Raw genomic sequence first — 25,597 nt, 5'->3', positions numbered from 1 at the left:
AATTTAGCTTTTTCATTATTTAGTATATATATTAATATATTTTATGTTTGGGGTTGGCCAAAGACAGTAGGCAAAATTTTAAGTCCTACCGAGGCTGTTATGTTATTGTGTCCAACTACCAGTTGGACATTTTTATTGTTCACTAATGCAGTATTAAGAATAAACCGATTCACACAAGGCTGTTGGGTGAGTACTATTGATTATAGGGGAGTAGAGTGTTTATGCCATCAAAAAAGCCTATACCATGGTCATTACGCCAGCTTTGTGTGAAGGTCGCACTAATGTCAATAACAGTTTTTATAGGCTTGTTGTGTGGCTATCATGATTCATACAACTCATTTTACATAGCAGTTTTGGTGCAGGCAGCAAATAATGCCTATGATTCATTTGGCCTGTTAAACGGGTATAATAGATTCATCACTATTCTGCAATTCCTTTCTTTTTTGGGAGCTATTGCATCTATAGTGATTGCTATACTGTCATTTGCAGGGGTGCTGACAGGTTCTCCTGTGCAGGCATATATTGTAATCGGCATGTTGAGCGTTCCGATCCTGCATTTTTTAATTGAAATCTTTGTGATGATTATCACAGAGAAATATTGATTGCGAAGGGATTGCTATGATTTTGAGTGTGATAGGCTATATTCTTATTATGGTAGCGTTGACATCGATTGGTGTTGCGTTGCGCTGTAAAATGCTTAAAAAGCAACACGTGTATCGAAGATTTACGATTCCCACCGATGTCACTGCTTGCGTGGACAGTTCCCTAAAAAGGGATTTGCGATTAGAGGGGTCTAGTAGCATGGTGTCCGCCCAAATTTTGTCTAGAAGAGGTTCGTGGCGGGTTGCATTAGACCAGATAATGTTGTCATCTGACTTTGAAGAGATGAAAACTGAAGAGTATCAAAAGAAACTTTGATGGGTAAGGTAGCTTTATGAATCAATGTGAAATCTTGGATATCTTTAGGGATGAAACTATCTGTCAGTACCTAGACGTCATCAGTCAGATTCATATGTTAACCAAGCATTATCTTCTGATTGCTGAAGAGTTATCTGAAGAGGGTGTTGCGTTTTTACAGCCATTAAAAGAACACCGGGATGCTTATGATCATTTGATGCGGGTGTTCTATTTACCGACCAGATTTAGTTCATCTGATAGTGATATCTCGGGTGGCTTTAATTGCAAAGACTATATTACAAAAAATGTCGAAAAAGCGGTGGGCCATGAATATCGAGCCTTTTTCGACACGGCTGATTGGCTTACGTTTATTTGTAGACGAGCAATTCGGAAAGAACTATCGATGAGATCAGTCCGACAGGCATATATCGACAACTACGGTGATAAGAAGTTTCAGTTGGTAAGAGATAAAATCAATAATGTTCCTTTTGAGATTGCAAAATACCGTACTGAAAAAGATATTGGTAAAGGAAGTTCCCCACTTACAGATGTTCAAAGTTATAAAAACACAATTGATATGTTATTAGAAATTTACCAGCAAGTTATGGAAATCACGTTTATTTGAATAGCCTATTGATTTTACAACCCTTTGAGATAAAATTGAATGGCCTGTTGACTTCTGAACCCACACGGGTTGGACATTAGCAGGCTGTTTTCATTTTCTCAGATTTTATGCGGGGTTCGAGCATCGAATTTTTACTGCGCTAATTTGGACACAAAAACTTAAATGTTTCAAAATGGGAGCCCAAAAAAAGAAAGCCGTGAGATACGAACCCCTATGTCCCATTTGAAATTGCCTGGAGGAAGGGAATCATCAAAAAAGTTTTCTCAGTTGGCGCTAAATTTTTGAGCAGCCGTGAGGATTAGTAGGTGGCATCTTTTAAGTCAGAGTTACTTTGACGGTTTTTCAAAAGGCCGCAAAGCCGCATAAATACTGGGCTTTTTGCCCTCTAAATAGCGTTTGGCATCTTTTAAGCATGGTAAGGCCATTGACAAAGCCTTGCATGAAATATGCGGGGCTTTTGTTATATTTATCCAAATAGTCTTGGCGGTCAAGTTTAGTGAGAAACTGCATACCAAAGTGGATATTGCAGATAAAATCTAATTCGGCTTTTTGTGTTGGCTTTGCCTGGGATTCCTCGCTTTCTGTCTTGACCCACACCGTGACCCACACGCGGAAACGGCTGGATACTTCTGGGTAGGAAGTTCCAGCCGTTTTTCTCGTTTGACCTGCTTTTACATGACCTTGTCCATAAAATTTCCCATCTTTTCGGCGGCTTGTTCTTGCTTTTGGCGTGTGGCGTGGGTGTAGGTTCTCAGTGTGAACCCGGCATCGTAGTGGCCCAGCATTGACGATACTGTTTTCACGTCTACACCGTTTTGTAGTGCGGCAGTCGCGAATGTGTGACGGAGGGCGTGAAAATTTATATAACTTAATCCAGCTGACTTTAATATCCGCTTGTGGAGCGTTACGATGGAGTCCGGGTAATACATCTCGCCAGTTCGGGTGGAGGGAAACATATAGGGGTTGTCCGGGTGCTTGAGGTGTTCGTGCTGGAGTAGCTCCACGGCCTTTTGCGGGATTGACACTAGTCTGACCGAAGTTTCCGTCTTGGGTCGGGTGATGACGATGTTGCCGTTCTCGTCGCGGGTGGCTTGTTTGCTTACTGAGATTGTCTGGTTTACAACGTCTAAATCTGACCAGAGGAGGGCAACTAACTCGCCTTTCCGTAGCCCACTCACCAACTCAAGGTAAAACATAGGGAGGACGTGGCGGCGGTCGGCTTCGTCAAGGTAGGCTTTCATGTCCTCGGCTGGTAGGAATTTCATCTCCTTTTTCTCCAGCTTGGGGGCGATGCAATCCTCTGTGGGATTGCGCTGAATCAGGCGTTCTTTGACCGCTCGGTCCAGGGCGTTGTGGAGCATAAGGTGGATGCCACGCACAGTGGAGGCGCTCAGACCGGGGGATTTTTCTTTCTGAACTTCTCGTAGCCTGCCATTTTCTCTGAGGTCTTGATATAATTTTTGAAGATCACGCCCGGTCAATTTGTTTAGCTTGAAGTCACCGATTCTTGGGTTTACATGGAGTTCGATGCTCCGGCGGTAATATTCGGCGGTGGAAGCTCGGACATTGGGCTTGGCGTAGAGGGTGTACCAATTGGTGAGCCATGAACCTACCGTGTAGTCATCGGAGCGGGACACGTTCAAATCTTTTGTATCCTCGAGTGCTGATGCCAGTTTTTCTTTGACTTCTGCTTGGGTTTTCCCCAGCACGTTTTTGATGATACGCTTGCCGGTAGCTGGGTCGTAGCCTACTGTATAGCGGCCTTCCCATCGACCGTCTTTGCGCTTGCGTATATTGCCCTCGCCGTTTGCTCTTTTCTTTGCCATATATCGGCCCCCTTTCTCAGCACACCACAATACCACACCCTACTGAGAAAGTCCACTGACATTTTTCTTACTTTTTCGGTTTACTCAAAACCGTATTCTTTGTTTAGCGGCGCAAATTTTGAGGGGGTTAGTCGTCGCAATATCCAGCTAAAATATCTTCAAGTTTCACTTTGCCACGAGTGCGGCGTACATTATTGATGGCCTCGCGGCGCATTTCCTCTATCTGCTCTGGAGTATACTCCGCAAGCTCAGCCAGTACCCGCATCACCATCTCAAGTTGTACGGCATAGCGGAAAAGTCCCTTTGAGATAGCTTTCGCGTTATCCTCTGACAATTTCAAAACGGACTCAGCCAGTTTGTCGCCAAGGATGTCATTATCCTGCAAAGCATTGTTGGCCATGAGGCTTTCAAGCGCTTGGGTAACCAGCTTGTTCCGGGAGGAAAAGCCCTGTTCTTTCATAAATCTATCCGCCCGCTTGACCAGATCTCTGTCCAAATACAGGCTTATCCGCTGTATATTTTCTGAATCCATAGAGCACCTCCCAAAATGCAATACACCAACTTGTGACACCTAAAAATCCCCTGGTATTCAGCCATTCCTGCCTATTCGTGACCCCAGATATTACACCAAATCCCTGATGGTGACCCCAGCCTGACACCTATCTTACCGCATCCTTCAAATCCCGGAAAAGCCCGTAGTTTCTAGCCCTCCCGCCCGGCTCTGCCGGACGGTGTGAACTGCAAAGGCGCCGGTATGGCGCCTTGCTTTCTCCTGCTTGTTTTTAGACCGGTTTTCTGGAGCCATTTTTGACTGGATTATCTTCCGTTTCAATGCATATCTTTGCAACAAGTTTGCGCCGTTGTTCGCGGAAAGTTTGTGCGGTTGCTGGAGGCGAGGCCGGTGCCCCTCACAAATCGCCACAAACGCCCTCACGCCGCGTTTATAGGCGTTTGCCGTGTCCTATCTCTACTTCCGGCCTAAACTGCCCAACACGGCCCTCACAGGGCCGACAGCGCTTTGACACAGGGATAGCACAGTTCCTTTCACTCCCGACATCACCACGCAAGCTGAAATAGGGCAGTAAATTCTTTTCAGACTCACTGCTTATACGTGCGGCCGTGACGAAACGGCGGCAATTCAAGTTTCAAATATTTGTAGGTCAATAAACAGGAATTTATAAACTTCGCTGGCCAACAATTACAGTATAGTTTTCCGCATCATATGAAACTCCTGTTTCTCTGAAACCATTTTTGTGCCAAAAATGTTCTGCTTGAGGATTTCCCTTTACCCAACCAAGACGGACATTCGCCATCTCAATACGGGACAGATAAGCACACAGGTCATTGATGATTTTGCTCCCTATTCCAGTATTCTGTATGGACACATCCGTCATAAAAAATCCAATAAAGCCTGTTGATTCCTCCGGGTAGGCCATGATAAAATCCATCACAGCAATCAGCTTATTTCCATCATAAAATCCCAGATAATACTTATCGCACATTTCCTTGTTGGGTGGGAGTGCATTCATATCATCCATAATGCTCTGTTCTGATACAAACGGTGGACAGTATTGATAGTATAAACTGTCTTTATAGCATAATTTGTATACTTCCGCTACATCATCGGTACACATCTTCCGAATAAGGTATTGGTTTGAAAATAACGAAACGTCCATTTTCCTAATCTTTCCTTTCCAAACATTCAAACTTCGATTTGCCAACCTGCCATTATTATATCACGGCTACCAAAAATTGCAACTGAATCTATAGGCGTGATTTGCACTTGACAATTCCCCTTTGTATATGGCATACTTAACGTGACTTCGACAGAATGGCAGAGAACGAATTATGCTATGCTCTGTACTATAGGGAAATCATTAAGACCCACACGCGGAAATAAAGGAAAACGGCTGGATACCTCCGGAAAGGAAGTTCCAGCCGTTTTGCTTGCTTGACTTGTTTTCACATGACCTTGTCCATAAAATTTCCCATCTTATCTGCGGCTTGTTTCTGCTTGTTTTTCGATCATGTTTTCTCCGCACTCTCTGACCGGATTATCTTTCATTTCAGTGCATATTCCTGCAGCAGATTGGCGCGGTTATTATTCCTGAAAAACGACCTAGAAAAAAGCAGTAGAAAGTGGTAAAATAGGGAGTATGGAATACATAGATTTACGAAAACTGAAAAGTGGAGAGCTCAAGCAGATACGCCGGCAGGTCGTACGCCTCAAAAAGATGGGGAAAACCGGGAAAGAAATAGAGGAATTAACCGGAGTACGGCAGTGTCGCGCCAGCGAAATATGGACGGCATATAAGCGAGAGGGAGACAAAGCGCTGGAACCGAAGAAACACGGATTCCAGAAGGGGACGCATCTGCTTCTGACACCGGAGGAGCAGGCGGAAATACGGGAAACGATTGTTACCCGCCGCCCAGAGGAATTCGGCATTCCTGGGAGTCTGTGGACGCTGAAGAAAGTGTGTGCATACGTCTGGAAAAGGTATCGGAAAAAGATCTCGGACGGCAGTGTGTCGGATTATATGCGGCGCTGGGGCTTGACGTGCCAGCGTCCGGTCAAGCGTGCCCGGAAACAGAATCCTTCCCGTATCTAAAGGTGGCGGGAGGAAGAATATCCGGCCATCGACCAGCGGGCCAAGGCAGAAAATGCCGTGATTTACTGGGGAGACGAGACTGGAATCGACAACTGCTCGAACTGTGAGCGCGGGTTTGCACCCAAAGGACAGCCTCCTGTTCTGTCGGTGGAAACGAAAAGAGAGAGGCTGAATATGCTTTCCGCCCTGAGCAGGCAGGGGGACGTTCGCTTTATGATGTACGAGGATTCCATGAACCAGCAGCGCCTGATCCAATTTATGGACCGGTTGATTCGGACCTCCAACCAAAAGGTTTTCCTGATTTTGGACAACTTAAAGGTGCACCACGGGAAGAAAGCCGCAGCCTGGCTGGACAAGCATCGGGATAAAATCGAGCTGTTCTTTCTGCCGCCCTATGCTCCCGAGAGCAATCCGGACGAATATCTCAATCACGCGCTGAAACTTTCGGTCCATTCTGGCGACTTACCTCGGACCATATACGATATCCGCCATAAAACTACTTCCTTCATGCGAACATTACAACATTCTCCTGATAAGGTCTCCGCTTTCTTTCAACATAATCAGATTTCCTATATTCTTGTTCGGGGGTAATACTCACGGAGAATTTGTGCTGCTGCCGGGGGTGAAACCAGACGCCCCTCACAAATCGCCACAAATGCCCTCACACGGCGTTTTGGGCCGGTGGCCGATAACTTTTTCGACCGCCGGCCCAAATCGCCCAACACACCCCTCACGCGGGCCGACAGCGCTTCTTGGCTGTGCACCTTGTATCCCTTGCTTTATTGACTTTCCTGCCAAGAATTACAAGAACAGCTCATTGCCCTTTCTCTCGCTGCAAGCTTTCTTGATTGCCAGCGCCGCCGCGGAAACCATTGCACCGTTTACTTTTCGGGCGGATCTCGGGCATTTCACAACACAGCGCATACAGGAAATACACTTCTTTCCGTCCGCAGTTTTGAGGTTGTTGGGGTTGATCGCTTGAGCAGGACAGCTTTTTGCGCAAAGGCCGCAACCTATGCAGTTCTTGTCAGCCTTTGGCACCAGTCCGGCCCCTCCTGCCTTTTTATAGGGGCGGTTCCCCGGCAGTTCAGGCGCGGATGCTGTCAGTTTGCCTGTGGTCAGCTGTTCAAAGATCGTTTCTACAAATCCCTGCAATTCCTCTATGTCCTTTTCATCGGGCCTGCCAGTGGCATACTGGTGCATAATGGAGTGCTCCGCCACGGCTGAAACAGCGGCAACGGTCTGAAAACCGCAATTCTCCGCAATATCTTTCAGCTCAACAAGGGTATCCTCATAGGCCCGGTTTCCGTACACGCAGACAATGATACACTTTGCACCGTTTCCCTTGAGCTTTCCAAGCCGCTGCGCAGCAAGTCCCGGAACCCGTCCGCCATAGGACGGTACTGCAATCAGCGCAACGTCCTCCTGCTCGATGGCAATGTCCGAGATGGCTAAATTTCCATCGGATAAGTCCACGCGAGTTACCGTACCGGTCCACTTCTCTGTGAGGATATCGGCGACCTTCTGGGTCCCTCCTGTGGGGCTGAAAACGATTTGTACCAGCTTCATAACGAGCCTCCTGTAATTTTTAATTTTACACCTTAATTACTATATCAGCCGAGAGGTGTCATGTCAAGCTTTACACCTCACTTTTTTTGTGGTATAATGGCCAGGCGGATAAAAGGAGGAGCGTTGCCATGCATATCAGCACAAAGTGTTCTATTGCAATCCATTGTCTCATCTTTATCAATGAATACGGAGAAACACAGAAGGTTACCAGCAACCTGCTCTCGCTTTCCACAGGAAGCAATCCCGTTACCATCCGGAATATTATCAGCGGTCTGAAAAAAGAGGGGATACTCTCTGTCAAGCTCGGAACAGGCGGCGCAACGCTCAGCTGTCCCTTGGAGGACATCACGCTCTACCGCATATGCAACGCATTGGAGCCGGATTTTTTGAACAAGCTGATCGGGATCCACGCCGCGCCGTCCCCTCTCTGTCCGATTGGAAAAAATATTCACAGCGTTTTAGATGCTTCTTATGATGGGATTCGTGACGCTTTGCAAGTCAGCCTGCAAAGCGTCTCCATGAAAGAAATTGTAGATAATTATCACAAGTTAACATGATAATGTTTATATGCAAACCATGAAATAATGGGAACAGTAACAAGTAGAATTAATATCCTCCATAGGAAATATAGATAGCGACACGCCGGTTGACCTTGGAGATGGTTTTGGTTTAAGAAATCAAAACAGACCTTTTCATGCTCTTTTTGCTTTTTCGATTTTTGTCATGTTATGCCCGTTGAGAAGGGAACACTATTCTTCGCCTCCATGCTTGCGTCCAAAATTTTGGGAGACGCTGAAGTTTTTCTTCGGCCTGATGAACGCCCGGAGGATGCTCTTATTACAAGCTCGCTATTCTTTGTTAAGCGGCGCAAATTTTGAGCGTATTTGTCGGAGCCGGTTTGTGGGTTTGCCTGCTATGTTTTGGCTGACCCACACCCCGACCCACACGCGGAAAAACTGTGTGGAAATAATTGAGGAGATAGGGCTGGAACCCGTCTGTATGTGTTGCTGGAAAGGGCCGAAAACTGCCGAAAATCACCCAATGAACGCTCCCCACACTGTTTGTAATCAGCAGGTCAGGGGTTCGAGTCCGTTCACCAGCTCCAGCGGGACGGGCCCGGTTCCCAAAAACCGGGCGCATCGCTTGTATACAATTTCATAATTTATGGGGGAGTTCCCGAGTGGCCAAAGGGGGCAGACTGTAAATCTGTTGTCGACGACTTCAGTGGTTCGAATCCACTCTCCACCACCATCCTGTGGATATAAAAAAGATATTCGCTCAAAAAACCGCGCCATGGCGCGGTTTTTTGATGCCTGGAAGCCTGGATTTGAAAAGTCAAAAACGTAGATGAAAGTAAGCGAAAAATAGATACGAACCTACGCAAGAAAAGAAGAAGGCGGTATAATGAAGGAGGGATGAAGAAAAACGGAGGATATAAGGAATGGGAACAGAGCACAAATGCCAGTGGTGTGGGAAAGAGTTTGAGCCGACCTGCCACAAGAGCCGCCAGAAGTTCTGTAGCGCGGAGTGCAGAATAAAATACCATAACGCCAAGAGGTATTATGGGGGCAAAGTGGACGTCTGTCCGGAATGCGGAGCCCCCGTGGAGCAGAGCGGAGAGCGCGGCCGTTGGAGGCGTTTTTGCAGCGACCGCTGCCGCCAGGAGTACCATAGAAAGCAGAGGCAGGAAAAGCAGCATGAGCAGGGACGAGGGAAACAGGTCTGCCCCAATTGCGGGGTAGAATTTGAACTGGACTGGAACTGCAAGACCCGGCGTTTTTGCAGCGACGAGTGCCGGAAAGAGTGGTGGAAGGAATATCGCAAGGCAAACCCGTCCAGGGAGCCGGGAATGCGCAGATGCGCGTTTTGCGGAAAAGAGTTCACCAGCGAAAGGTGGCATGGCGGGGAGTACTGCAGCCGGGAGTGTTATTTGCAGGCCATGGCACAGACGAGGGAGGATAGGGTCTGCGGCTGGTGCGGAGAGGGATTCAGCACGTTTGTCAAGTCAGAGCAGAAATACTGCAGCCGGGAATGCGCGGCAGCAGCCCGGCATGACCCTGGCCACAAACGGGGCATGAGGCGCATCCGGTACACCAACGCGGAGGATTGGAAGGAACAGCTGCATGAGGCCAGCAAAAAATCCCCACCCCCAAGACGGGGGAAAAGGGTATGGCTGGTGTGCGGGGAAACCAGCATGTATACGGGGCTGGACGGGCTGCTGGGGATCATCCGGTATCAACTGAATCACAGCCCCTATGACGGAAACCTCTACGTTTTCCGGGATTTCAGTGGCACAATGATAAAATATCTGGAGTGGGACGGAGCGGGTTTCTGCCTGAGCAAGCGCCGTGGCAGGAAATCGTCAGCGAGAAGGACAAAGAAATAGCCCAGTTACGCAAGCAGGTGGATTGGTTCAAAGGGCAGTTCAAGTGACTTGGGACGACAGGCCCAACGTCATTTGCAGCTCCAAACAATTTGGGCCGTCCAGCGAAAAGAGCGTAGAACTGGAGGAACAGACCTCGCTGTTCAATGAGCCGGAAACGCTGGCAGACCCTAAGGCAGCAGAGCCCGATTTAGAGCAGATCGTATACAAGAGGAAAAAGCAGGCTGGGAAACGGGAACTGGACTTTTCTAAGCTGCCAACAGAGCAAATTGTTCACGAGCTGCCAGAGGGAGAACAGGTTTGTCCGGTATGCGGCGGGAAGATGCATGCCTGCGGCCACGAGGTTGTTCGGAGGGAACTGCGGTATGTTCCGGCGCAGTACAAGATAGTGGAACATGTTCAGACGGCCTACAGCTGCCGGAACTGTGAGAAAAACGCGTTAGCCACGCCCATGAAAAAGAGCGAAGTCCCAGCGGGGCTCCTCCCTGGCAGCGGGATCGTTTCGCCCAGCTTGCTTGCGCACATTTTGAACAACAAATATGCGCTGGCATTGCCGTTGTACCGGCAGGAACAGGAATTTCAGCGGATCGGTGTGCCGGCAGACAATGGCAAACTGGGTGATCGCCACCCACGAGAGATGGTTTGAGGATTTCTTCCAGCGTTTGCGCAGGGAAGTGATTTCTAACGAGATACTCCACGCGGACGAGACCACACTGACCGTGCTGCGGGAGGATGGCAGAAAAGCCACACAAAAAAGCTATGTGTGGGTCTACCGGACCTCTGGGGACAGTGAAAGGCCGGTGGTTCTGTATGACTACCAGCCCAGCCGGGCCGGGGAGCACGCCAAGGCTTTCTTGACGGGTTTCTCAGGATTCCTCCACACCGATGGGTATGAGGCCTACCATTGTAAGCTGCCGCCGGACATAACCGCGGTTGGGTGTTGGGCCCACATGAGGAGAAAATTCACAGATACTCTCAAAACTCTGCCCAAAGACGCGAGGGAAAAGCATCCGGCACAGACTGGATTGCGTTACTGCAACAAATTGTTTGAGCTGGAAGCTGGATACACGGAGAAAAGGCTCTCTTTCCAGGAGCGGTTCCAGGCAAGGAAAGAGTATTCTTTCCCCATAGCAGAGGAATTCTTTGCCTGGGCCAAAAATGAATATGACCGCAACCCCGTGCCAAAGTCTGCCTATGGCGCGGCGCTGACCTATGCTGTGAAACAGAAAGAGTGGCTGATGCACGTGTTCCTGGACGGTCGCTTGGAATTATCCAACAACCGTGCGGAGCGGGCTGAATAGTAACCTTGCGGTTACTATCGGCCCTTTGCCGTGGGCCGGAAGAACTGGCTGTTTTCCAACACGCCCAGAGGGGCCAACGCCAGTGCAGTCGCTTATTCTATTGTGGAGACTGCTAAAGCTAACGGCCTGCGGCCTTTCCGGTACTTCCAGTTCTTATTGGAACGGCTGCCGGTAGGAACCTCTGCTGACGATTGCGCGCCTTGGAATGATGCGGCACAAGACTTGTGCCGATAACCAGTTGGCCAATTTAATGCATTAATTCTTTCAAAGAGTGGCTCCTTATGGGAACCGCTCTTGCTTTTTTCCTTTTTTACGAGGGTTCGTATCTATTTTTCGCTTACTTTCATCTACGTTTTTGACTTTTCAAATCCAGGCTTCCGAGATGCAAAAAACCGCGTGGTTACGCGGTTTTTTGCCCAAATATCTTTTTGGTTTTCTTAGGATGGTGGACCCGAAGGGGATCGAACCCTCGACCTCCGCGTTGCGAACGCGGCGCTCTCCCAGCTGAGCCACGAGCCCATACAGCTTTTTTAGTTTACCACACTTCGCGCAGATTGTAAAGGGGGTTTTTCAGATTTTTTTGCAGTTTTTAGGTTGCTTTTTCCAGTGCGCTCGGCTATAATATAGAAAAGACGTGCCGGGGAACCGGCGTGAATTCAAAATCGGAGGGAAATCGCTATGTTAGTTTCTGCAAAGGAAATGCTTACCAAAGCCAAGGCCGGAAAGTATGCCGTGGGCCAGTTCAACATCAACAACCTGGAGTGGACCAAGGCTGTGCTGCTCACCGCCCAGGAGTGCAATTCTCCTGTTATTTTAGGTGTGTCCGAGGGCGCGGGCAAGTACATGTGCGGCTATAACACTGTCGTCGGTATGGTGAAGGGAATGCTTGAGACCCTTAATATCACCGTGCCCGTGGCCCTGCACCTGGATCACGGCAGCTATGAGGGCGCTTTGAAGGCTATGGAGGACGGTTTCTCCTCCGTTATGTTCGACGGCTCCCACTATGCCATTGAAGAGAATATTGAGAAGACCAAGGAGATCATCCGCATCGCCGGGGAGAAGGGCATCTCCGTCGAGGCCGAGGTAGGCGCTATCGGCGGCGAGGAGGACGGCGTCGTGGGCGGCGGCGAGGTGGCCGACCCCGCCGAGTGCAAGCAGATAGCCGACCTGGGTGTCACCATGCTGGCTGCGGGCATCGGCAATATCCACGGCGTGTACCCCGAGAACTGGACTGGCCTGAACTTCGACGTTCTTGCCCAGATCCAGGAGAAGACCGGCACCATGCCTCTGGTGCTCCACGGCGGCACCGGCATACCTGAGGAGATGGTGAAGAAGGCCATCAGCCTTGGCGTTTCCAAGGTGAACGTGAATACCGAGTGCCAGCTGAGCTTCGCCGCCGCCACCCGCAAGTACATTGAGGAGGGCAAGGACAAGCAGGGCAAGGGCTTCGACCCCCGCAAGCTGCTGGCTCCCGGCACCGAGGCCATCAAGGCCACTGTCAAGGAGAAGATGGAGCTGTTCGGCTCTGTGGGCAAGGCGTAAACGTGATAACTAATAAATAGGCGGCACTTTTGTGCCGCCTGTTTTGTTATGGGCGCAAAAAATAAAGCTTTACAAAGGAGGATTTTTCATGTACAATTAGGCTATGTATATGCGCAGGGCGGGCCGCCGGGATGCAGCCGGCCCGGAAATAATCATATTCAAGAAACGGAGTGTGAGACTATGACGCCAAAATACAAGAGGGTGCTTCTGAAGCTCAGCGGGGAGGCCCTGGCCGGGTCCCAGGGCCACGGCATCGACTTCGATACGGTTATGGACATATGCAGGCCGGTTAAGACCCTGCGCGATATGGGCTGTGAGGTGGCCATCGTGGTGGGCGGCGGCAACTTCTGGCGGGGACGCAGCAGCGGCAAGATGGACCGCACCCGGGCCGACCACATGGGTATGCTGGCAACGGTCATAAACGCCCTTGGCGTGGCCGACGGCCTTGAGCAGCTGGGCCTTTCTGTACGGGTTCAGACCGCCATCGCCATGCAGGAGGTGGCGGAGCCCTATATCCGCAACAGGGCTGTCCGGCACCTGGAGAAGGGCCGGGTGATAGTCTTCGGCTGCGGCACCGGCAACCCCTTCTTCTCCACGGACACGGGGGCGGCGCTCCGCGCGGCGGAGATAGAGGCCGACATTATCCTTAAGGCCACCATGGTGGACGGCGTTTACGACAGCGACCCCAAGAAGAACCCGGAGGCAAAGCGTTACGAGGAGCTGACCTTTATGGAGGTTCTGAACCAGAACCTGGGGGTCATGGACATGACAGCCGCCTCCTTCTGCAAGGACAGGGGCATCCCCTGGCTGGTGTTCAGCATTGAGGACCCGGAGAACATCGTGCGGGCGGTAAGCGGCGAAGCGGTAGGCACACTGGTGAAATAAAAAATATTAACTTCAATATCAGGAGGGAAAGAAAATGGCAGAGATGAAGGACGTTTTTGAAAAAGCCGAGAGCAAAATGAAGAAGGCCGTGGGCCATCTCCAGGAGGAGTATGCCGCCATACGCGCCGGGCGCGCAAACCCGGCGGTGCTGGACAGGATAATGGTGAACTACTATGACACCCCCACGCCCATAAACCAGCTGGCGGCGGTGGCGGTCACAGAGGCGCGCGTCCTGACCATACAGCCCTGGGATACCTCGGTGCTAAGGGGCATTGAGAAGGCCATACAGACCTCTGACCTGGGGGTGAACCCCCAGAACGACGGGAAGATGATCCGTCTCACCTTCCCGCCGCTGAACGAAGAGCGCCGACGGGATTTGGTCAAGGAGACCAGCAAGCTGGCGGAGGAGGCAAAGGTCGCGGTGCGCTCTATCCGCCGGGACGGCATGGAGAAGCTGAAGGACATGAAAAAGAAGTCCGAGATAACCGAGGATGACCTGAAGCAGGCGGAGAAGAAGACCCAGGAGCTGACGGATAAGTATATAAAGAACATTGACGCCTGCGCCGCAGACAAAGAGAAAGAAATTCTGGAGATCTGAGGAGAACCTTATGCCTGAGAAGGATATATCCGCGCAGTACGTGCCCGCCCATGTGGGCATAATAATGGACGGCAACGGCCGCTGGGCCAAAAAGCACCTTCAGCCCCGTTCCATGGGGCATAGGGCCGGGGCCCAGAACTTTCGGACCATAACCCGATACGCATCGAAGATAGGAATCAAATTCCTGACGGTGTACGCCTTTTCCACAGAGAACTGGTCTCGGCCTGCCGACGAAGTGGGGGCGCTGATGGGCCTTTTCAAGGACTACCTGCGGGAGGCCCTAAGGGACTTTATGGACGAGAATATCCGGGTGCGGTTTATCGGGGACGTGAGCGCCTTCTCGCCGGACCTTAGGGAGCTTATCGCGGAGGTGGAAAAGGCCTCGGCCCCAAAGACCGGCATGGTGCTGAATCTTGCCATGAACTACGGTGGGCGGGCGGAGATTCTGCGCGCCGTCCAGTGCTTTGCCGGGGAGGTGCAGGCGGGCAGACGCAGCCCGGAGGACCTGACGGAGGAGCTGTTTGACGGATACCTCTACACCGCGGGACAGCCCGCCCCGGACCTTATAATACGGCCCAGCGGGGAGCAGCGCATCTCCAACTTTCTTTTATGGCAGTGCGCCTATGCGGAGTTCGTCTATTTCGACCTCCTCTGGCCGGACTTCAAAACCGGGGACCTGGACCGTGCCATAGCCATTTACAACTCCCGCCAGCGGCGCTTCGGCGGGGTGTGAACTATTCACAAAGGAAAGGTGAACTTCATCATGGTACAGCGAGTTTTATCCGGTATCGTGCTGACGGTTTTTATGGCCGCCATAGTAGTTTTTGACAGGATATTTCCCTTGGCGCTGAATATTGCCGTTGCCGTGATATCTGTGGCGGCGGTCCATGAGCTGGCCAGCGCCCTTGGGCTGCAAAAGAAGCTGTTTTTGCTGCTGCCCTCTATGGCGGCAGCGGCGGCGGTGCCCTTTTGCAATGAGGAGTTCCAGTTCCTCACCTACTGTCTCTATACACTTATAGTCTTTTCGGCGCTTATCGTCTATCACCATGAGACCACCTTCAAGGAGGTGGCCGTGCTGTACAGCATGGTGGTGATAATACCCTGTGCTCTGCACACGCTGGTGTCTTTAAGAGAGCTGAACCGTGGGCACGGTATGTTCTACGTGCTCATAGCGGTGCTCTCCGCCTGGGTGGCGGATGTGGGCGCCTACTTTGCGGGGACGCTGTTCGGAAAGCATAAGCTCTGCCCGGAGATAAGTCCCAAGAAGACCATCGAGGGGCTTATCGGCGGCACGGTGGTGGACGTTCTGGTGATGCTGCTGTGCGGGGTGTGGTTCTCGGCGGTGTTCTATCGGGGCGCTGTGGAGGTCAACTATCTGGCCCTGTTCCTTATAGGCTTTTTCGGCTCGTTTATATCCGTTTTGGGAGACCTGAGCTTTTCCATTATAAAGCGCAGCTGCCATATAAAGGATTTCGGACAGGTGATACCGGGTCATGGCGGGGTGCTGGACAGGTTTGACAGCGTCATATTCGCGGTGCCTTTTGTATATTTATTGGTAACGTTCCTGCCACTGGCGGGGGTGTGAAAATGAATATAAGCATAAAACCCCTGATGCCGGGTATGTCGGGGGAGTTTTTCCGCTACTTTGAGGAGAGCGCCTTCCCGCCCGGGGACCCCAGGGCCAACTGCTACTGCCTTGAGAGCCATCTTATTGACGAGGCCCGCTATACTGAGGTATTCGACCGAAGGATGGCGGCGAAGGAGCTGATAGACTCCGGCAGGATGACCGGCTATCTGCTCTTTGACGGAGATAGGCCTGTAGGCTGGTGCAACGCGGGGGATAAGAGCGCTTATGAGACCGTCTGCGGGGATGATAGCTTCTTTTCGGAGGACTGCGGGCCCGGGGTTATCAGTATAATGTACTGTATGGATATAGCCGAGGGGTATCAGGGTAAGGGGCTTGCGACGATGGCTTTAGAGCGGCTGCTGTCCGACGCGAGATCAAAGGGATATCGTTACGTCGAGGGATATCCTTTTACAAAGCGTGACTACCCCTGGCAGTATCACGGCACGGTGGGGCTATATGAGCGGCTTGGATTTGTGCTTTTTGCCCAGCGGCAGGGATACTATATCTACAGGAAGGAACTATAAGAGACGTAAAAGAGGAGCGTGAAGAATGAAGACGCTGTCGATTTTAGGCTCTACTGGCTCTATCGGCACCCAGGCGCTGAAGGTGGTGCGGAAACTGAACCGGGACGGGTGCGCCATGTTCCGAATAGCGGCGCTGGCGGCTCATCATAACGTGGAGCTGCTGGAGGAGCAGGCCAGGGAATTCCGCCCGGAGATTGTGGCGGTATACGACTCCGAGGCTGCGGCGGACCTGCGGGTGCGGCTGAGAGATATGAGTGTGCGGGTGCTGAAGGGCATGGAGGGCCTTTGCGAGGCTGCGGCCCTGGAGGGCGCGGAGGTCACGCTGAATTCCGTGGTGGGAATGGTGGGTCTGCGGCCCACTCTGGCGGCAATAAAGGCGAAAAAGACCATAGCCCTTGCCAATAAGGAGACCCTGGTGGCGGGGGGCGCGCTGGTAATGGGGCTGGCCAGGGAAAAGGGCGTGGATATTTTGCCGGTGGACAGCGAGCACTCGGCCATATTCCAGTGCTTACAGGGGAATAATAAAAAGGAGCTGCGGCGCATACTGCTGACGGCCTCCGGCGGGCCCTTCTTTGGCAGGACCAGGGAGGAGCTGGAGGGCGTAACTCCTCAGCAGGCCCTCAACCACCCCAACTGGTCCATGGGGGCGAAGGTGACTATTGACTCGGCCACCATGATGAACAAGGGCCTGGAGGTGATGGAGGCCAGCTGGCTGTTCGACGTGCCCCCGGAGAAAATACAGGTGGTGGTTCACCGGGAGAGCATAGTGCACTCCATGGTGGAGTATTCGGACCGCTCGGTGATAGCGCAGATGGGGGCGCCGGATATGTGCCTGCCGATACAGTACGCCCTGACCTACCCCCGGCGTCTGCCCTCCCCGGTGGAGGAGCTGGACCTGTTTAAAGTTCAGTCCCTGCACTTCTACCCGCCGGACCTTAACGCTTTTCCCTGCCTGGATATAGCGATAAGGGCGCTGAAAAGGGGCGGTCTTGCCCCGGCGGCGGTGAACGGCGCAAACGAGGAGGCCGTGGGGGCGTTCCTTGAGGGGAAACTGCCCTTTATGAGGATACCCGAGCTCTGTGCCAGGGCAATGGAGCGCCAGCCTGACTGCCCTGCGGACAGCGTAGAGGCGGTTCTGGGGGCGGATATGGCCGCCCGTGAATTTGTGAGATCGGTAATTTCCCAAGAGAAGATATAGTTTAGGAGATGGTACATTGCAGGTGTTTTATACGGTTCTGCTTATTATTATCGGCGTGCTGCTCTTTGGCTTTGTGGTGTTCTTCCACGAGCTGGGGCATTTCCTTATGGCTAAGCTCTCGGGCATCCGGGTAAACGAGTTTGCCCTGGGCATGGGACCGAAGCTCTTCAGCTTTCAGAGAGGGGAGACTCTATACGCCCTGCGGCTTTTCCCCATAGGCGGCTTCTGTGCCATGGAGGGAGAGGACGAGGAGAGCAGCGACGAGCGGGCCTTTGGCAACAAGCCGGTGTGGAGAAGGCTCCTGGTGGTGGTTGCCGGAGGAGTTTTCAATATCATATTGGGCTTTATCATGATGCTGATGGTGCTGGCCCCCCAGGACGTTTTTTCCACCACCACCTTCTCAAAGTTCACCGAAGAGTCGGCCACCCAAGCGGCGGGGGCCCGGGTGGGTGACAGGATAGTGGAGGTGGGCGGCTACGCAGTGTATACGGACCGGGACCTGTCCTTTGCGCTGGCCCTGGCCGACCCAAAGGCCGTGCGCATGACGGTGGAGCGGGACGGAGCGCGAGTGGAGCTTCAGGAGTTTGCCATGCGCACCCAGCTTCTGGAGGACGGCAGCGAGGTGCCCGCCCTGGACTTTTATGTGCTGCCGGAGTCCCGCAGCATTTCCTGTGTGCTGCGCCGTGCCGCTACCGATACCCTTTCCACGGCCCGCATGGTGATAGAGAGCCTTAAAGGCCTGCTGACAGGACGGTTCGGGCTCAATGAGATAGCCGGGCCGGTGGGCACGGCCCAGGCCATATCCCAGGCGGCGGGCGCGGGCCTGAGCCAGGGCTTCGGCAAGGCGGTGAGCAATATTGTCATGATGATGATAATGATAACGGTGAACCTGGGCATAATCAATCTCCTGCCTCTTCCGGCCCTGGACGGCGGGCGGCTGCTGTTCCTCATATGGGAGGGCGTGACCCGCAGGCCGGTGCCCGCGAAATATGAGGGGTATGTACACGCGGCGGGCTTTATGCTGCTCATAGGCCTGATGGCGCTTATCACCTTCCACGATATATGGCGCATTGTCACAGGATAGAGAAAAACCGGTACAGCAAGGTCCCGCTCCCAGGGGGTGGGGCCTTGTATTTGTGAATTCGCTGAAAGGAAGTATAAAATGAACAGGAAAATCACCCGGCAGGTCAAGGCCGGTAACGTATTTATAGGCGGCGGGGCCCCAATACCGGTCCAGTCCATGCTCAGCACCCGGTCCACGGATATCCCCGGCAGCGTGGCCCAGGCCAGGGCACTGGAAAAGGCCGGGTGCCAGATTCTGCGCATAGCGATACCCGACATGGCGGCGGTGCGGGAGCTGATACCAGCCGTAAAGCGGGCGGTGCAGATCCCGGTGGTGGCGGATATCCACTTCGACTATAAGCTGGCCCTGGAGTCGGCGGCGGCGGGCATTGATAAGATACGCATAAACCCAGGCAACATCGGGGAGGACGGCCGGGTGAAGGCCGTGGCGGACGCTTGCCGCCAGAGGAACATACCCATACGCATAGGGGTAAACGACGGCTCTTTGGAGAAGAATATCCTGGCAAAATACGGCCATCCCACCCCCGAGGCCCTGTGTGAGAGCGCGCTGTATCACGCGTCATTACTTGAGAAGTTCGACTTTACGGACATAGTTCTCTCCATGAAAGCTTCTTCGGTGGATTTTGCCGTCAGGGCTTATCAGCAGGCCTCCGAGCGCTGTGATTACCCTTTGCACCTGGGCATAACCCATGCGGGCACGGCGCGTATGGGTATGGTAAAGTCCTCTATAGGCATCGGGAGCCTGTTGCAGCAGGGCATAGGCGACACCCTGCGGGTGTCTCTGGCGGCGGACCCCGTGGAGGAGGTCAAGGCGGGGATAGATATTTTGAAGGCCCTGGGGCTCCGGGGGGGAGTGAAGCTCATAGCCTGTCCCACCTGCGGGCGCACGCGCATAGACCTGATACCCCTTGCGAACCGGGTGGAGCAGGCCCTCTCCGCCTGCCAGAAGGACCTGACCGTGGCGGTGATGGGCTGCGCGGTCAACGGCCCGGGGGAGGCCAGGGAGGCCGACGTGGGCATTGCCGGAGGCAAGGGCGAGGGCCTGATATTCAGAAAGGGGAAGATACTTCGTAAAGTGCCGGAGAACCGGCTTTTAGAGGAGCTTTTGCTGGAGATAGGAGAGGCTGTAGATGGTTGAGAAAATATTTCATACCTCGTTTGGAGACATACGTTACTGGGTAAACGCAGCGGGTGAAGCCAGGCCTTGGCTGGTATTTCTGCCGGGGCTTACGGCAGACCACAGGCTTTTCGACAAGCAGATCGAGTATTTTGAGGGTAAGTATAACTGCCTTGTATGGGACGCTCCCGCCCACGGCGGCTCCCGGCCCTTCAGGCTGGAGTTTTACATGGACCAGCTGACCGAATATCTCCACAGCATTTTTGAACGCGAGGGAGTGGACAGGCCGGCGCTTATAGGGCAGTCCCTGGGCGGGTATATCGCCCAGGCGTACATAAGGCGTTTTTCCGGCACGGTTAGGGGCTTCGTTTCGATAGATTCCGCGCCCCTTAGCCGTGATTATTTTGCGGGAGTGGAGTTGGCGCTTTTGAAGCACGCCTATTGGATATACCGGCCTATCCCCTGGGAGCTGCTGGTTAAGCTGGGCGCTACAGGCACTGCACAGTCGGAGTATGGGCGGGGGCTTATGGAGGGTATGATGCGTGTGTATTCACCAAAGGAATACTGTGAACTGGCTGCCCACGGATATAAGCTCTTGAGTCTTGCGGTGGAGGCCCACGGGAACCGTGAGCCGGACTGCCCGGTGCTGCTGCTCTGCGGCAAGAAGGACGGAGCGGGCTCGTCTAAGCGATATAATAGGGCGTGGACGAAGAAGACCGGCTTCCGGCTGGTGTGGCTGGAGGGCGCGGGACATAACTCTAACACGGACGCGCCCGAGAGAGTAAATGAGCTTATAGAAATATTTATAAAGGAGAACAGCCGATGAAGCGCATAATCACCCTCCAACACTGTCAGTCAGAGCAGCATATAAACGGCATGATGGGCGGCTGGAATGATTGGGAGCTGACGAAGCTGGGCTTTGAGCAGGCCCGCCGCATTGGGGAGCGGCTGGGGGCGGAGCTTAAGGGGCAGTCCGTAAAGATATACTCCTCGGACCTGAAAAGGGCAGCGCATACCGCCGCGCCTTTAGCTGAAAGATTGGGAGTTGAGGTGGAGTACAGAAAAGAACTGCGGGAGAAAAACTTCGGCCCGGCAGTTATGGGGAAGAGCCAGGAATGGTACAGGGAGCACTGCGATAATTTTGGCGACAATATAGATGAGCGCTGTATGCCCGGAGCCGAGACCAAAAGGGAGATTTACGAGCGCCTTATGCCGCTCTGCGAGGAGATGCTCGGGCGGCCCGAGGACACGTTGGTTCTGGTGTCCCACGGCGGGGCCCTCAGCGTGTGGAACGTGGTCTGGCTGGGCCTGCCGCCGGAGGTCATGAATACCTGCGGCATCTTCGGCAAGGCTGGGACCGTGGGGGAGTTCAATATATATGAGGGCTGGGAGCGAAGGATAGTACGTGCGGGAGATCTGTCATACATCAGGGACTGAGCGGCAGGGGGGAGGCTAATTTGAGCAGTATAGGAGCGTTTTTTCAAAAGGAGATAAACGGTGTGACCTTTCCCCGGCCGCTTTTGGAGGGGGAGATAGAGAGCCTTGCTATTGACCGGGAGGATCGGTCCGTGCAGTTGGCGGTAAGGTTTCCCGGGTTTGTGGAGTACGGCGAGCTGCAGCGCTTTGGTGGGCAGGTGGCCGGGAGAGCTTATAGGCGGGTGACAGTGCGGCCGAGCTTTCCGGCTGAAGCCTTCGACCCGGAGCAGCTGGAGTCCTTTGCCGCTGCCCTGAAGGAGCGGGACGCGACTCTTAACGGCAGTCTTCGGGGAGCCCAGGCGGCCTTCGAAGGCGGTAAGCTCACTGTTACCCTGGCCCACGGCGGCTATGAGCTGCTTGCCGCCCGGGGCACGGCGGAGAAGCTGGCGGGGCTTATCGGGGACTGGTTTGATATCGGCTGCACAGTGGAGTTTGCTGGCAAGCTCACGGTAAACGAGGGCGACGGCTCCCTTCTCGAGCGGGTGCACAATCAGGAGGTCAAGCGCCAGCGGGAGGCCGTAATCCGGGAGATGGAGGCCTATGAGGAGTCCATGGCCAGGGAGACAGCAAAAAGAAAGATAGAGGTGCGCGAGGGGGATTACCTTCTTCCGCAGATAATCCCGGAGACGGCCCGGCCCCTGCTGGGGCAGGTCCCAAAGGGCAAGCCTATACCGCTGCGTGACTTGAGCCTGGATTTGGGCAGCGCGGTGGTATGGGGGGAGATATTCGACATAGAGAGCAAGGAGACCAGGGATAAGACCAAGAAGATATACTCTATAGACATAACGGACTATACCGGCTCTACCACAATAAAAATCATACAGGACGCGGGGCAGTGCAAAGAGCTGGACAAGCTGAGTAAGGGCAGGTCAATACTTGTGCGCGGCAGCCTTGAGTATGACAAATACGACCGGGAGAACGTACTGCGCCCTAGGGCCATCGCCACGGTGGACCAGGTGGAGATAGTGGATAACGCCCCCAGCGATAAGAAGCGGGTGGAGCTGCACCTGCACACCAGTATGTCTGAAATGGACGGGATAACCCCGGCGGGGGAACTGATAAAGCAGGCCCATAAGTGGGGCCAGCGAGCCATAGCCATCACCGACCACGGCGTGGCCCAGGCCTTCCCGGACGCTATGAACGCCCAGGAGGCCATAAACAAGGAGGACCCTGATTTCAAGGTCATCTACGGCACGGAGGCGTACTTTGTAAACGACCTGGTGCCTGCCGCCGTTGGGGAGAGCGCCAGGGACCTCTCGGGGGAGTTTATCTGCTTTGACCTTGAGACCACGGGGCTTTCGGCAAAGAAGGAGCGTATAACGGAGATAGGCGCGGTGCGTGTGAAAAACGGCAAGCTCCTTGACCATTTTGACACCTTTGTGGACCCGGAGAAGCCCATACCGCCGAAGATAACCGAGCTGACAGGCATCACCAATGAGATGGTGGCCGGGGCACCCAAGGAGGCCGAAGCGCTCCGGATGTTCTATGAGTTCTGCGGAGAGGACCCGGTGCTGGTGGCCCATAACGCCGGGTTCGACACCTCCTTCCTGCGGGCGGCAGGGGAGCGCAGCGGCGCTGTTTTCCACTACCCATACATAGACACCGTGCCCATGTGCCGCTCGCTTTTAAAGGACATAAAGGACTGCAAGCTGGACACTGTGGCCAAGTACCTAAAGCTGGGTGACTTCAACCACCACAGGGCCGACGACGACGCGGCCATGCTGGGGGAGATATTCATAAATCTGGTCGAAAGGCTAAAGGACAGCCAGAACGCAGGGACGGTTAGGGACATCAACACGGCCCTGGCCGGCGGCGACCCCAAGAAGCTGAAGACTTATCATCAGATAATTCTTGTAAAGAACAATACCGGGCTTAAAAACCTGTACCGGCTGATATCCGCCGCCCATCTGGAGTTTTTCAGCCGCCGCCCTCGGATACCAAAGAGCCTTTTGAACAAGTATCGGGAGGGTCTGATAATCGGCAGCGCCTGCGAGGCCGGGGAGCTTTTCCGAGCTATGGTGCAGGGGGACAGCTTCGAGGAGCTGTGCAGGAGAGCGGAGTATTACGACTATCTGGAGATACAGCCCATCGGCAACAATATGTTCATGGTTAGAAACGGCGAGACCGACGAGGAGGGCCTCAGAGAGTACAACCGTACCATCGTGAAAATTGGGGAGAAGCTTAATAAGCCAGTGGTTGCCACCGGGGACGTGCACTTTAAGGACCCAAAGGACGCGGACTACCGCCGGGTGATAATGAAGGGCTTTGCCGACGCGGACCAGCAGGCCCCGCTGTATATGCGCACCACGGCGGAGATGCTAAAGGAGTTCGAGTACCTGGGTAAAGAGAAGGCCTTTGAGGTGGTGGTCACAAACCCGAACCTTATCGCCGATATGTGCGACAGCATAAGGCCGGTGCCCATGGGCAATTTCCCGCCGTTTATCGAGGGCGCTCAGGAGCAGCTGGTGGACATCACCTGGCGCAGGGCCAAGGAGCGGTACGGAGACCCGCTGCCGGAGATAGTTGAAAAGCGGCTTAATAAGGAACTGGGCTCCATAATCAAGCACGGCTTCTCCGTGCTGTATATGACTGCCCAAAAGCTGGTGGCCGACAGCGAGGCCCACGGCTATCTGGTGGGCTCCAGAGGTTCGGTGGGCTCCTCCTTTGTGGCCAGTATGTCGGGTATCTCCGAGGTGAACCCACTTGAGCCTCACTATATCTGCCCCAAGTGCAAGCACAGCGAGTTCATAACCGACGGAAGCTTCGACTCGGGCTTTGACCTGCCGCCCAAAAACTGTCCGATCTGCGGGGAGCCCATGGACCGGGACGGCCATACCATACCCTTCGAGACCTTCCTGGGCTTCGACGGGGACAAGGTCCCCGATATCGACCTGAACTTCTCCGGCGAGCAACAGAGCAGTTCCCACCGCTATACAGAGGAGCTCTTTGGAAGGGACAACGTGTTCAAGGCGGGGACCATCTCCGGCGTGCAGGAAAAGACGGCCTACGGCTATGTAAAGAGCTACGCCGAGGAGCGGGGCAAAACACTGCACAAGGCCGAGGAGAAGCGGCTGGCCCTGGGCTGCACGGGGGTGAAGCGCACCACCGGCCAGCACCCCGGGGGCATGATAGTCATACCCCGGGGCATGGAGGTCTACGACTTCTGTCCCATACAGCACCCGGCCAACAAGCAGGACTCGCCCAATATCACCACCCACTTCGACTTCCACTCCATACACGACAACGTGTGCAAGCTGGACGAGCTGGGCCACGATGTGCCCACCATCTATCACTATCTGGAGGAGTATACCGGCATACCCGTGATGAAGGTCAGTATGAGCGACCCGGAGGTCATGAGCCTGTTTAGTTCTCCGGCGGCCCTGGGAGTTACCCCGGAGGACCTGGACGGAGTGAAGACAGGAACCCTGTCCCTGCCGGAGCTGGGGACAAACTTTGTGCGGGGAATGCTTGAAGAATGTGAGCCCACCCGGTTCTCGGATTTCCTGCAGATATCCGGCCTGTCCCATGGTACGGCGGTATGGCTGGGAAACGCGCAGGAGCTTATTAAGAACGGAACCTGCACCATTTCTGAGGTTATAGGTACACGTGATAATATTATGGTGTACCTGCTCAACAAGGGACTTGAGCCAAAGATGGCCTTTAAAATTATGGAGATAGTCCGCAAGGGCAAGGCCGGGAAGCTGCTTACGGAGGAACATATAGCCGCCATGAAGGACCACGACGTGCCACAGTGGTACATTGACTCCTGTTTCAAGATACAGTATATGTTCCCAAAGGCCCACGCCGCGGCATATATGATAGCGGCCCTGCGCCTGGGATGGTACAAGGTGCATAAGCCCATAGAGTTCTACGCCGCGTATTTCACCGTGCGCAGCGAGGACTTTGACGGCGCCACGGCCCTGGGGGGGCGGGACGCGGTGCTGCGCCGTATGCGGGACATCGACCAGAAGATAAAGAACCGGGAGGCCAGCGCCAAGGAGGAGGGCGAGTTTGAAACCCTACAGATAATCAATGAGATGATGGCGAGGGGCATAGAACTGTTGGGAGTAGACTTATACAAATCCTCGGCAAAGCGTTTCGTTGTTGAGGACGGCAAAATACGACTGCCCTTCTCCAGCCTGAAGGGCGTTGGCGATGCGGCGGCGCTGAGTCTGGAGGACGCGAAAAATTCTGGCGGCGAGTACATTTCTATTGACGATCTGCAAGATAGGGCCAAGGTGTCCAGCTCGGTGATAGACACCCTCAAAGAGGTGGGCGCGCTGCGGGGCCTGCCGGAGAGCAGCCAGACGAGTTTGTTTTAAAATATTAAAATATAG

At 53.6% G+C, this 25,597-nt stretch carries 22 protein-coding genes, 2 tRNA genes and 2 pseudogenes; 21 read left to right on the top strand and 5 right to left on the bottom strand.

The genetic code is table 11. From position 1 onward, the window contains the following. The first annotated feature begins 221 nt into the window (after positions 1-221). Together ADH66_RS11750 and ADH66_RS11740 are read left to right on the top strand one after the other, a co-directional pair. Positions 222-602: a hypothetical protein gene (locus ADH66_RS11750; protein WP_157130701.1), complete on the top strand. Its 381-nt coding sequence runs from the start codon at positions 222-224 to the stop codon at positions 600-602. Between the two features lie 332 nt (positions 603-934). Beyond that, complete coding sequence (locus ADH66_RS11740; protein ID WP_066540546.1) at positions 935-1,522, top strand: hypothetical protein; 588 nt, start codon at positions 935-937, stop codon at positions 1,520-1,522. Between the two features lie 671 nt (positions 1,523-2,193). Here the strand turns inward: ADH66_RS11740 and ADH66_RS11730 are convergent. From ADH66_RS11730 to ADH66_RS11720, 3 genes are all read right to left on the bottom strand, one after another. Beyond that, positions 2,194-3,348, bottom strand: coding sequence for a tyrosine-type recombinase/integrase (locus tag ADH66_RS11730; protein WP_066540555.1), 1,155 nt, complete (start codon positions 3,346-3,348; stop codon positions 2,194-2,196). A 127-nt stretch (positions 3,349-3,475) separates the two neighbouring features. Beyond that, the gene (locus ADH66_RS11725) at positions 3,476-3,808 is read right to left on the bottom strand and encodes a hypothetical protein (RefSeq protein WP_157130702.1); all 333 of its coding nucleotides are present in this window, start codon (positions 3,806-3,808) and stop codon (positions 3,476-3,478) included. A gap of 715 nt (positions 3,809-4,523) precedes the next feature. Then, positions 4,524-4,886 carry a GNAT family N-acetyltransferase gene (locus tag ADH66_RS11720; RefSeq protein WP_236757025.1) on the bottom strand — a complete coding sequence of 121 codons (363 nt, stop codon included), beginning with the start codon at positions 4,884-4,886 and terminating at the stop codon, positions 4,524-4,526. Between the two features lie 618 nt (positions 4,887-5,504). Here ADH66_RS11720 and ADH66_RS11715 point away from each other — a divergent pair. Together ADH66_RS11715 and ADH66_RS11710 are read left to right on the top strand one after the other, a co-directional pair. Beyond that, positions 5,505-5,957, top strand: a complete 453-nt coding sequence (locus ADH66_RS11715; RefSeq protein WP_084384410.1) for a winged helix-turn-helix domain-containing protein — start codon at positions 5,505-5,507, stop codon at positions 5,955-5,957. Between the two features lie 21 nt (positions 5,958-5,978). Then, positions 5,979-6,548 (top strand): annotated as a pseudogene (locus ADH66_RS11710) (IS630 family transposase); the annotation flags it as partial. Between the two features lie 210 nt (positions 6,549-6,758). On the opposite strand, the gene ADH66_RS11705 reads toward ADH66_RS11710, so the two are convergent. Next, entirely contained in the window at positions 6,759-7,526 is a 768-nt protein-coding gene (locus ADH66_RS11705) for an EFR1 family ferrodoxin (RefSeq protein WP_066540566.1), read from the bottom strand. A 128-nt stretch (positions 7,527-7,654) separates the two neighbouring features. On the opposite strand from ADH66_RS11705, the gene ADH66_RS11700 reads away from it, so the two are divergent. The 5 genes and pseudogenes from ADH66_RS11700 (at position 7,655) to ADH66_RS21800 (ending at position 11,444) form a co-directional block, all read left to right on the top strand. After that, positions 7,655-8,083, top strand: coding sequence for an RrF2 family transcriptional regulator (locus ADH66_RS11700; RefSeq protein WP_066540568.1), 429 nt, complete (start codon positions 7,655-7,657; stop codon positions 8,081-8,083). A gap of 609 nt (positions 8,084-8,692) precedes the next feature. Continuing rightward, positions 8,693-8,777: transfer RNA gene (locus tag ADH66_RS11695), tRNA-Tyr, on the top strand. A 190-nt stretch (positions 8,778-8,967) separates the two neighbouring features. After that, complete coding sequence (gene tnpB, locus ADH66_RS11690) at positions 8,968-9,912, top strand: IS66 family insertion sequence element accessory protein TnpB (protein WP_066540571.1); 945 nt, start codon at positions 8,968-8,970, stop codon at positions 9,910-9,912. Continuing rightward, a pseudogene (gene tnpC / locus ADH66_RS21805) lies at positions 9,875-11,210 on the top strand (IS66 family transposase). Before tnpB ends, tnpC begins: the two are co-directional and overlap by 38 nt. A gap of 30 nt (positions 11,211-11,240) precedes the next feature. Continuing rightward, positions 11,241-11,444, top strand: a complete 204-nt coding sequence (locus ADH66_RS21800; RefSeq protein ID WP_084384518.1) for a transposase domain-containing protein — start codon at positions 11,241-11,243, stop codon at positions 11,442-11,444. Positions 11,445-11,653: 209 nt separating this feature from the next. Here ADH66_RS21800 and ADH66_RS11670 read toward each other — a convergent pair. Further along, positions 11,654-11,729, bottom strand: a tRNA-Ala gene (locus ADH66_RS11670). A gap of 159 nt (positions 11,730-11,888) precedes the next feature. On the opposite strand from ADH66_RS11670, the gene fba reads away from it, so the two are divergent. The 12 genes from fba to ADH66_RS11610 all read left to right on the top strand — a co-directional run bounded on the left by fba (position 11,889) and on the right by ADH66_RS11610 (position 25,582). Next, on the top strand, positions 11,889-12,752 hold the full coding sequence (gene fba, locus ADH66_RS11665) for a class II fructose-1,6-bisphosphate aldolase (RefSeq protein WP_066540581.1): 864 nt from the start codon (positions 11,889-11,891) through the stop codon (positions 12,750-12,752). A gap of 180 nt (positions 12,753-12,932) precedes the next feature. Beyond that, a complete protein-coding gene (gene pyrH / locus ADH66_RS11660; protein WP_066540584.1) occupies positions 12,933-13,637 on the top strand; it encodes a UMP kinase in 705 nt (234 codons plus the stop codon). 43 nt (positions 13,638-13,680) lie between these two features. Next, the gene (frr, locus tag ADH66_RS11655; RefSeq protein ID WP_066542010.1) at positions 13,681-14,235 is read left to right on the top strand and encodes a ribosome recycling factor; all 555 of its coding nucleotides are present in this window, start codon (positions 13,681-13,683) and stop codon (positions 14,233-14,235) included. A gap of 10 nt (positions 14,236-14,245) precedes the next feature. Then, a complete protein-coding gene (locus ADH66_RS11650; RefSeq protein WP_066540587.1) occupies positions 14,246-14,968 on the top strand; it encodes an isoprenyl transferase in 723 nt (240 codons plus the stop codon). Positions 14,969-14,998: 30 nt separating this feature from the next. Continuing rightward, on the top strand, positions 14,999-15,820 hold the full coding sequence (locus ADH66_RS11645) for a phosphatidate cytidylyltransferase (protein ID WP_066540589.1): 822 nt from the start codon (positions 14,999-15,001) through the stop codon (positions 15,818-15,820). A gap of 2 nt (positions 15,821-15,822) precedes the next feature. Then, positions 15,823-16,386 (top strand): GNAT family N-acetyltransferase, encoded by a 564-nt coding sequence (locus ADH66_RS11640; protein WP_066540591.1) that lies wholly within the window; start codon positions 15,823-15,825, stop codon positions 16,384-16,386. A gap of 25 nt (positions 16,387-16,411) precedes the next feature. After that, a complete protein-coding gene (locus ADH66_RS11635; RefSeq protein ID WP_066540594.1) occupies positions 16,412-17,584 on the top strand; it encodes a 1-deoxy-D-xylulose-5-phosphate reductoisomerase in 1,173 nt (390 codons plus the stop codon). Positions 17,585-17,606: 22 nt separating this feature from the next. Beyond that, on the top strand, positions 17,607-18,668 hold the full coding sequence (locus ADH66_RS11630) for a M50 family metallopeptidase (protein WP_066542015.1): 1,062 nt from the start codon (positions 17,607-17,609) through the stop codon (positions 18,666-18,668). A gap of 78 nt (positions 18,669-18,746) precedes the next feature. Continuing rightward, the gene (gene ispG, locus ADH66_RS11625) at positions 18,747-19,805 is read left to right on the top strand and encodes a flavodoxin-dependent (E)-4-hydroxy-3-methylbut-2-enyl-diphosphate synthase (protein ID WP_066540600.1); all 1,059 of its coding nucleotides are present in this window, start codon (positions 18,747-18,749) and stop codon (positions 19,803-19,805) included. Then, entirely contained in the window at positions 19,798-20,610 is an 813-nt protein-coding gene (locus ADH66_RS11620) for an alpha/beta fold hydrolase (RefSeq protein ID WP_066540601.1), read from the top strand. The genes ispG and ADH66_RS11620 overlap by 8 nt, the downstream gene beginning before the upstream one ends. After that, positions 20,607-21,221 (top strand): histidine phosphatase family protein, encoded by a 615-nt coding sequence (locus tag ADH66_RS11615; RefSeq protein WP_066540602.1) that lies wholly within the window; start codon positions 20,607-20,609, stop codon positions 21,219-21,221. The genes ADH66_RS11620 and ADH66_RS11615 overlap by 4 nt, the downstream gene beginning before the upstream one ends. Before the next feature lie 20 nt (positions 21,222-21,241). Next, positions 21,242-25,582 carry a PolC-type DNA polymerase III gene (locus ADH66_RS11610; RefSeq protein ID WP_084384519.1) on the top strand — a complete coding sequence of 1,447 codons (4,341 nt, stop codon included), beginning with the start codon at positions 21,242-21,244 and terminating at the stop codon, positions 25,580-25,582. Positions 25,583-25,597 lie beyond the last annotated feature (15 nt).

Source organism: Acutalibacter muris, assembly GCF_002201475.1.
Lineage (GTDB): Bacteria > Bacillota > Clostridia > Oscillospirales > Acutalibacteraceae > Acutalibacter > Acutalibacter muris.
Note: the sequence above shows the minus strand (reverse complement) of the source record. Positions and strands in the feature narration are given on the sequence as shown.

Coding starts and splice junctions, on each gene's coding strand:
- ADH66_RS11750 (WP_157130701.1), top strand. CDS start 222: ATGCCATCAAAAAAGCCTATACCATGGTCATTACGCCAGCTTTGTGTG.
- ADH66_RS11740 (WP_066540546.1), top strand. CDS start 935: ATGAATCAATGTGAAATCTTGGATATCTTTAGGGATGAAACTATCTGT.
- ADH66_RS11730 (WP_066540555.1), bottom strand. CDS start 3,348: ATGGCAAAGAAAAGAGCAAACGGCGAGGGCAATATACGCAAGCGCAAA.
- ADH66_RS11725 (WP_157130702.1), bottom strand. CDS start 3,808: ATGAAAGAACAGGGCTTTTCCTCCCGGAACAAGCTGGTTACCCAAGCG.
- ADH66_RS11720 (WP_236757025.1), bottom strand. CDS start 4,886: ATGGATGATATGAATGCACTCCCACCCAACAAGGAAATGTGCGATAAG.
- ADH66_RS11715 (WP_084384410.1), top strand. CDS start 5,505: ATGGAATACATAGATTTACGAAAACTGAAAAGTGGAGAGCTCAAGCAG.
- ADH66_RS11705 (WP_066540566.1), bottom strand. CDS start 7,526: ATGAAGCTGGTACAAATCGTTTTCAGCCCCACAGGAGGGACCCAGAAG.
- ADH66_RS11700 (WP_066540568.1), top strand. CDS start 7,655: ATGCATATCAGCACAAAGTGTTCTATTGCAATCCATTGTCTCATCTTT.
- tnpB (WP_066540571.1), top strand. CDS start 8,968: ATGGGAACAGAGCACAAATGCCAGTGGTGTGGGAAAGAGTTTGAGCCG.
- fba (WP_066540581.1), top strand. CDS start 11,889: ATGTTAGTTTCTGCAAAGGAAATGCTTACCAAAGCCAAGGCCGGAAAG.
- pyrH (WP_066540584.1), top strand. CDS start 12,933: ATGACGCCAAAATACAAGAGGGTGCTTCTGAAGCTCAGCGGGGAGGCC.
- frr (WP_066542010.1), top strand. CDS start 13,681: ATGAAGGACGTTTTTGAAAAAGCCGAGAGCAAAATGAAGAAGGCCGTG.
- ADH66_RS11650 (WP_066540587.1), top strand. CDS start 14,246: ATGCCTGAGAAGGATATATCCGCGCAGTACGTGCCCGCCCATGTGGGC.
- ADH66_RS11645 (WP_066540589.1), top strand. CDS start 14,999: ATGGTACAGCGAGTTTTATCCGGTATCGTGCTGACGGTTTTTATGGCC.
- ADH66_RS11640 (WP_066540591.1), top strand. CDS start 15,823: ATGAATATAAGCATAAAACCCCTGATGCCGGGTATGTCGGGGGAGTTT.
- ADH66_RS11635 (WP_066540594.1), top strand. CDS start 16,412: ATGAAGACGCTGTCGATTTTAGGCTCTACTGGCTCTATCGGCACCCAG.
- ispG (WP_066540600.1), top strand. CDS start 18,747: ATGAACAGGAAAATCACCCGGCAGGTCAAGGCCGGTAACGTATTTATA.
- ADH66_RS11620 (WP_066540601.1), top strand. CDS start 19,798: ATGGTTGAGAAAATATTTCATACCTCGTTTGGAGACATACGTTACTGG.
- ADH66_RS11615 (WP_066540602.1), top strand. CDS start 20,607: ATGAAGCGCATAATCACCCTCCAACACTGTCAGTCAGAGCAGCATATA.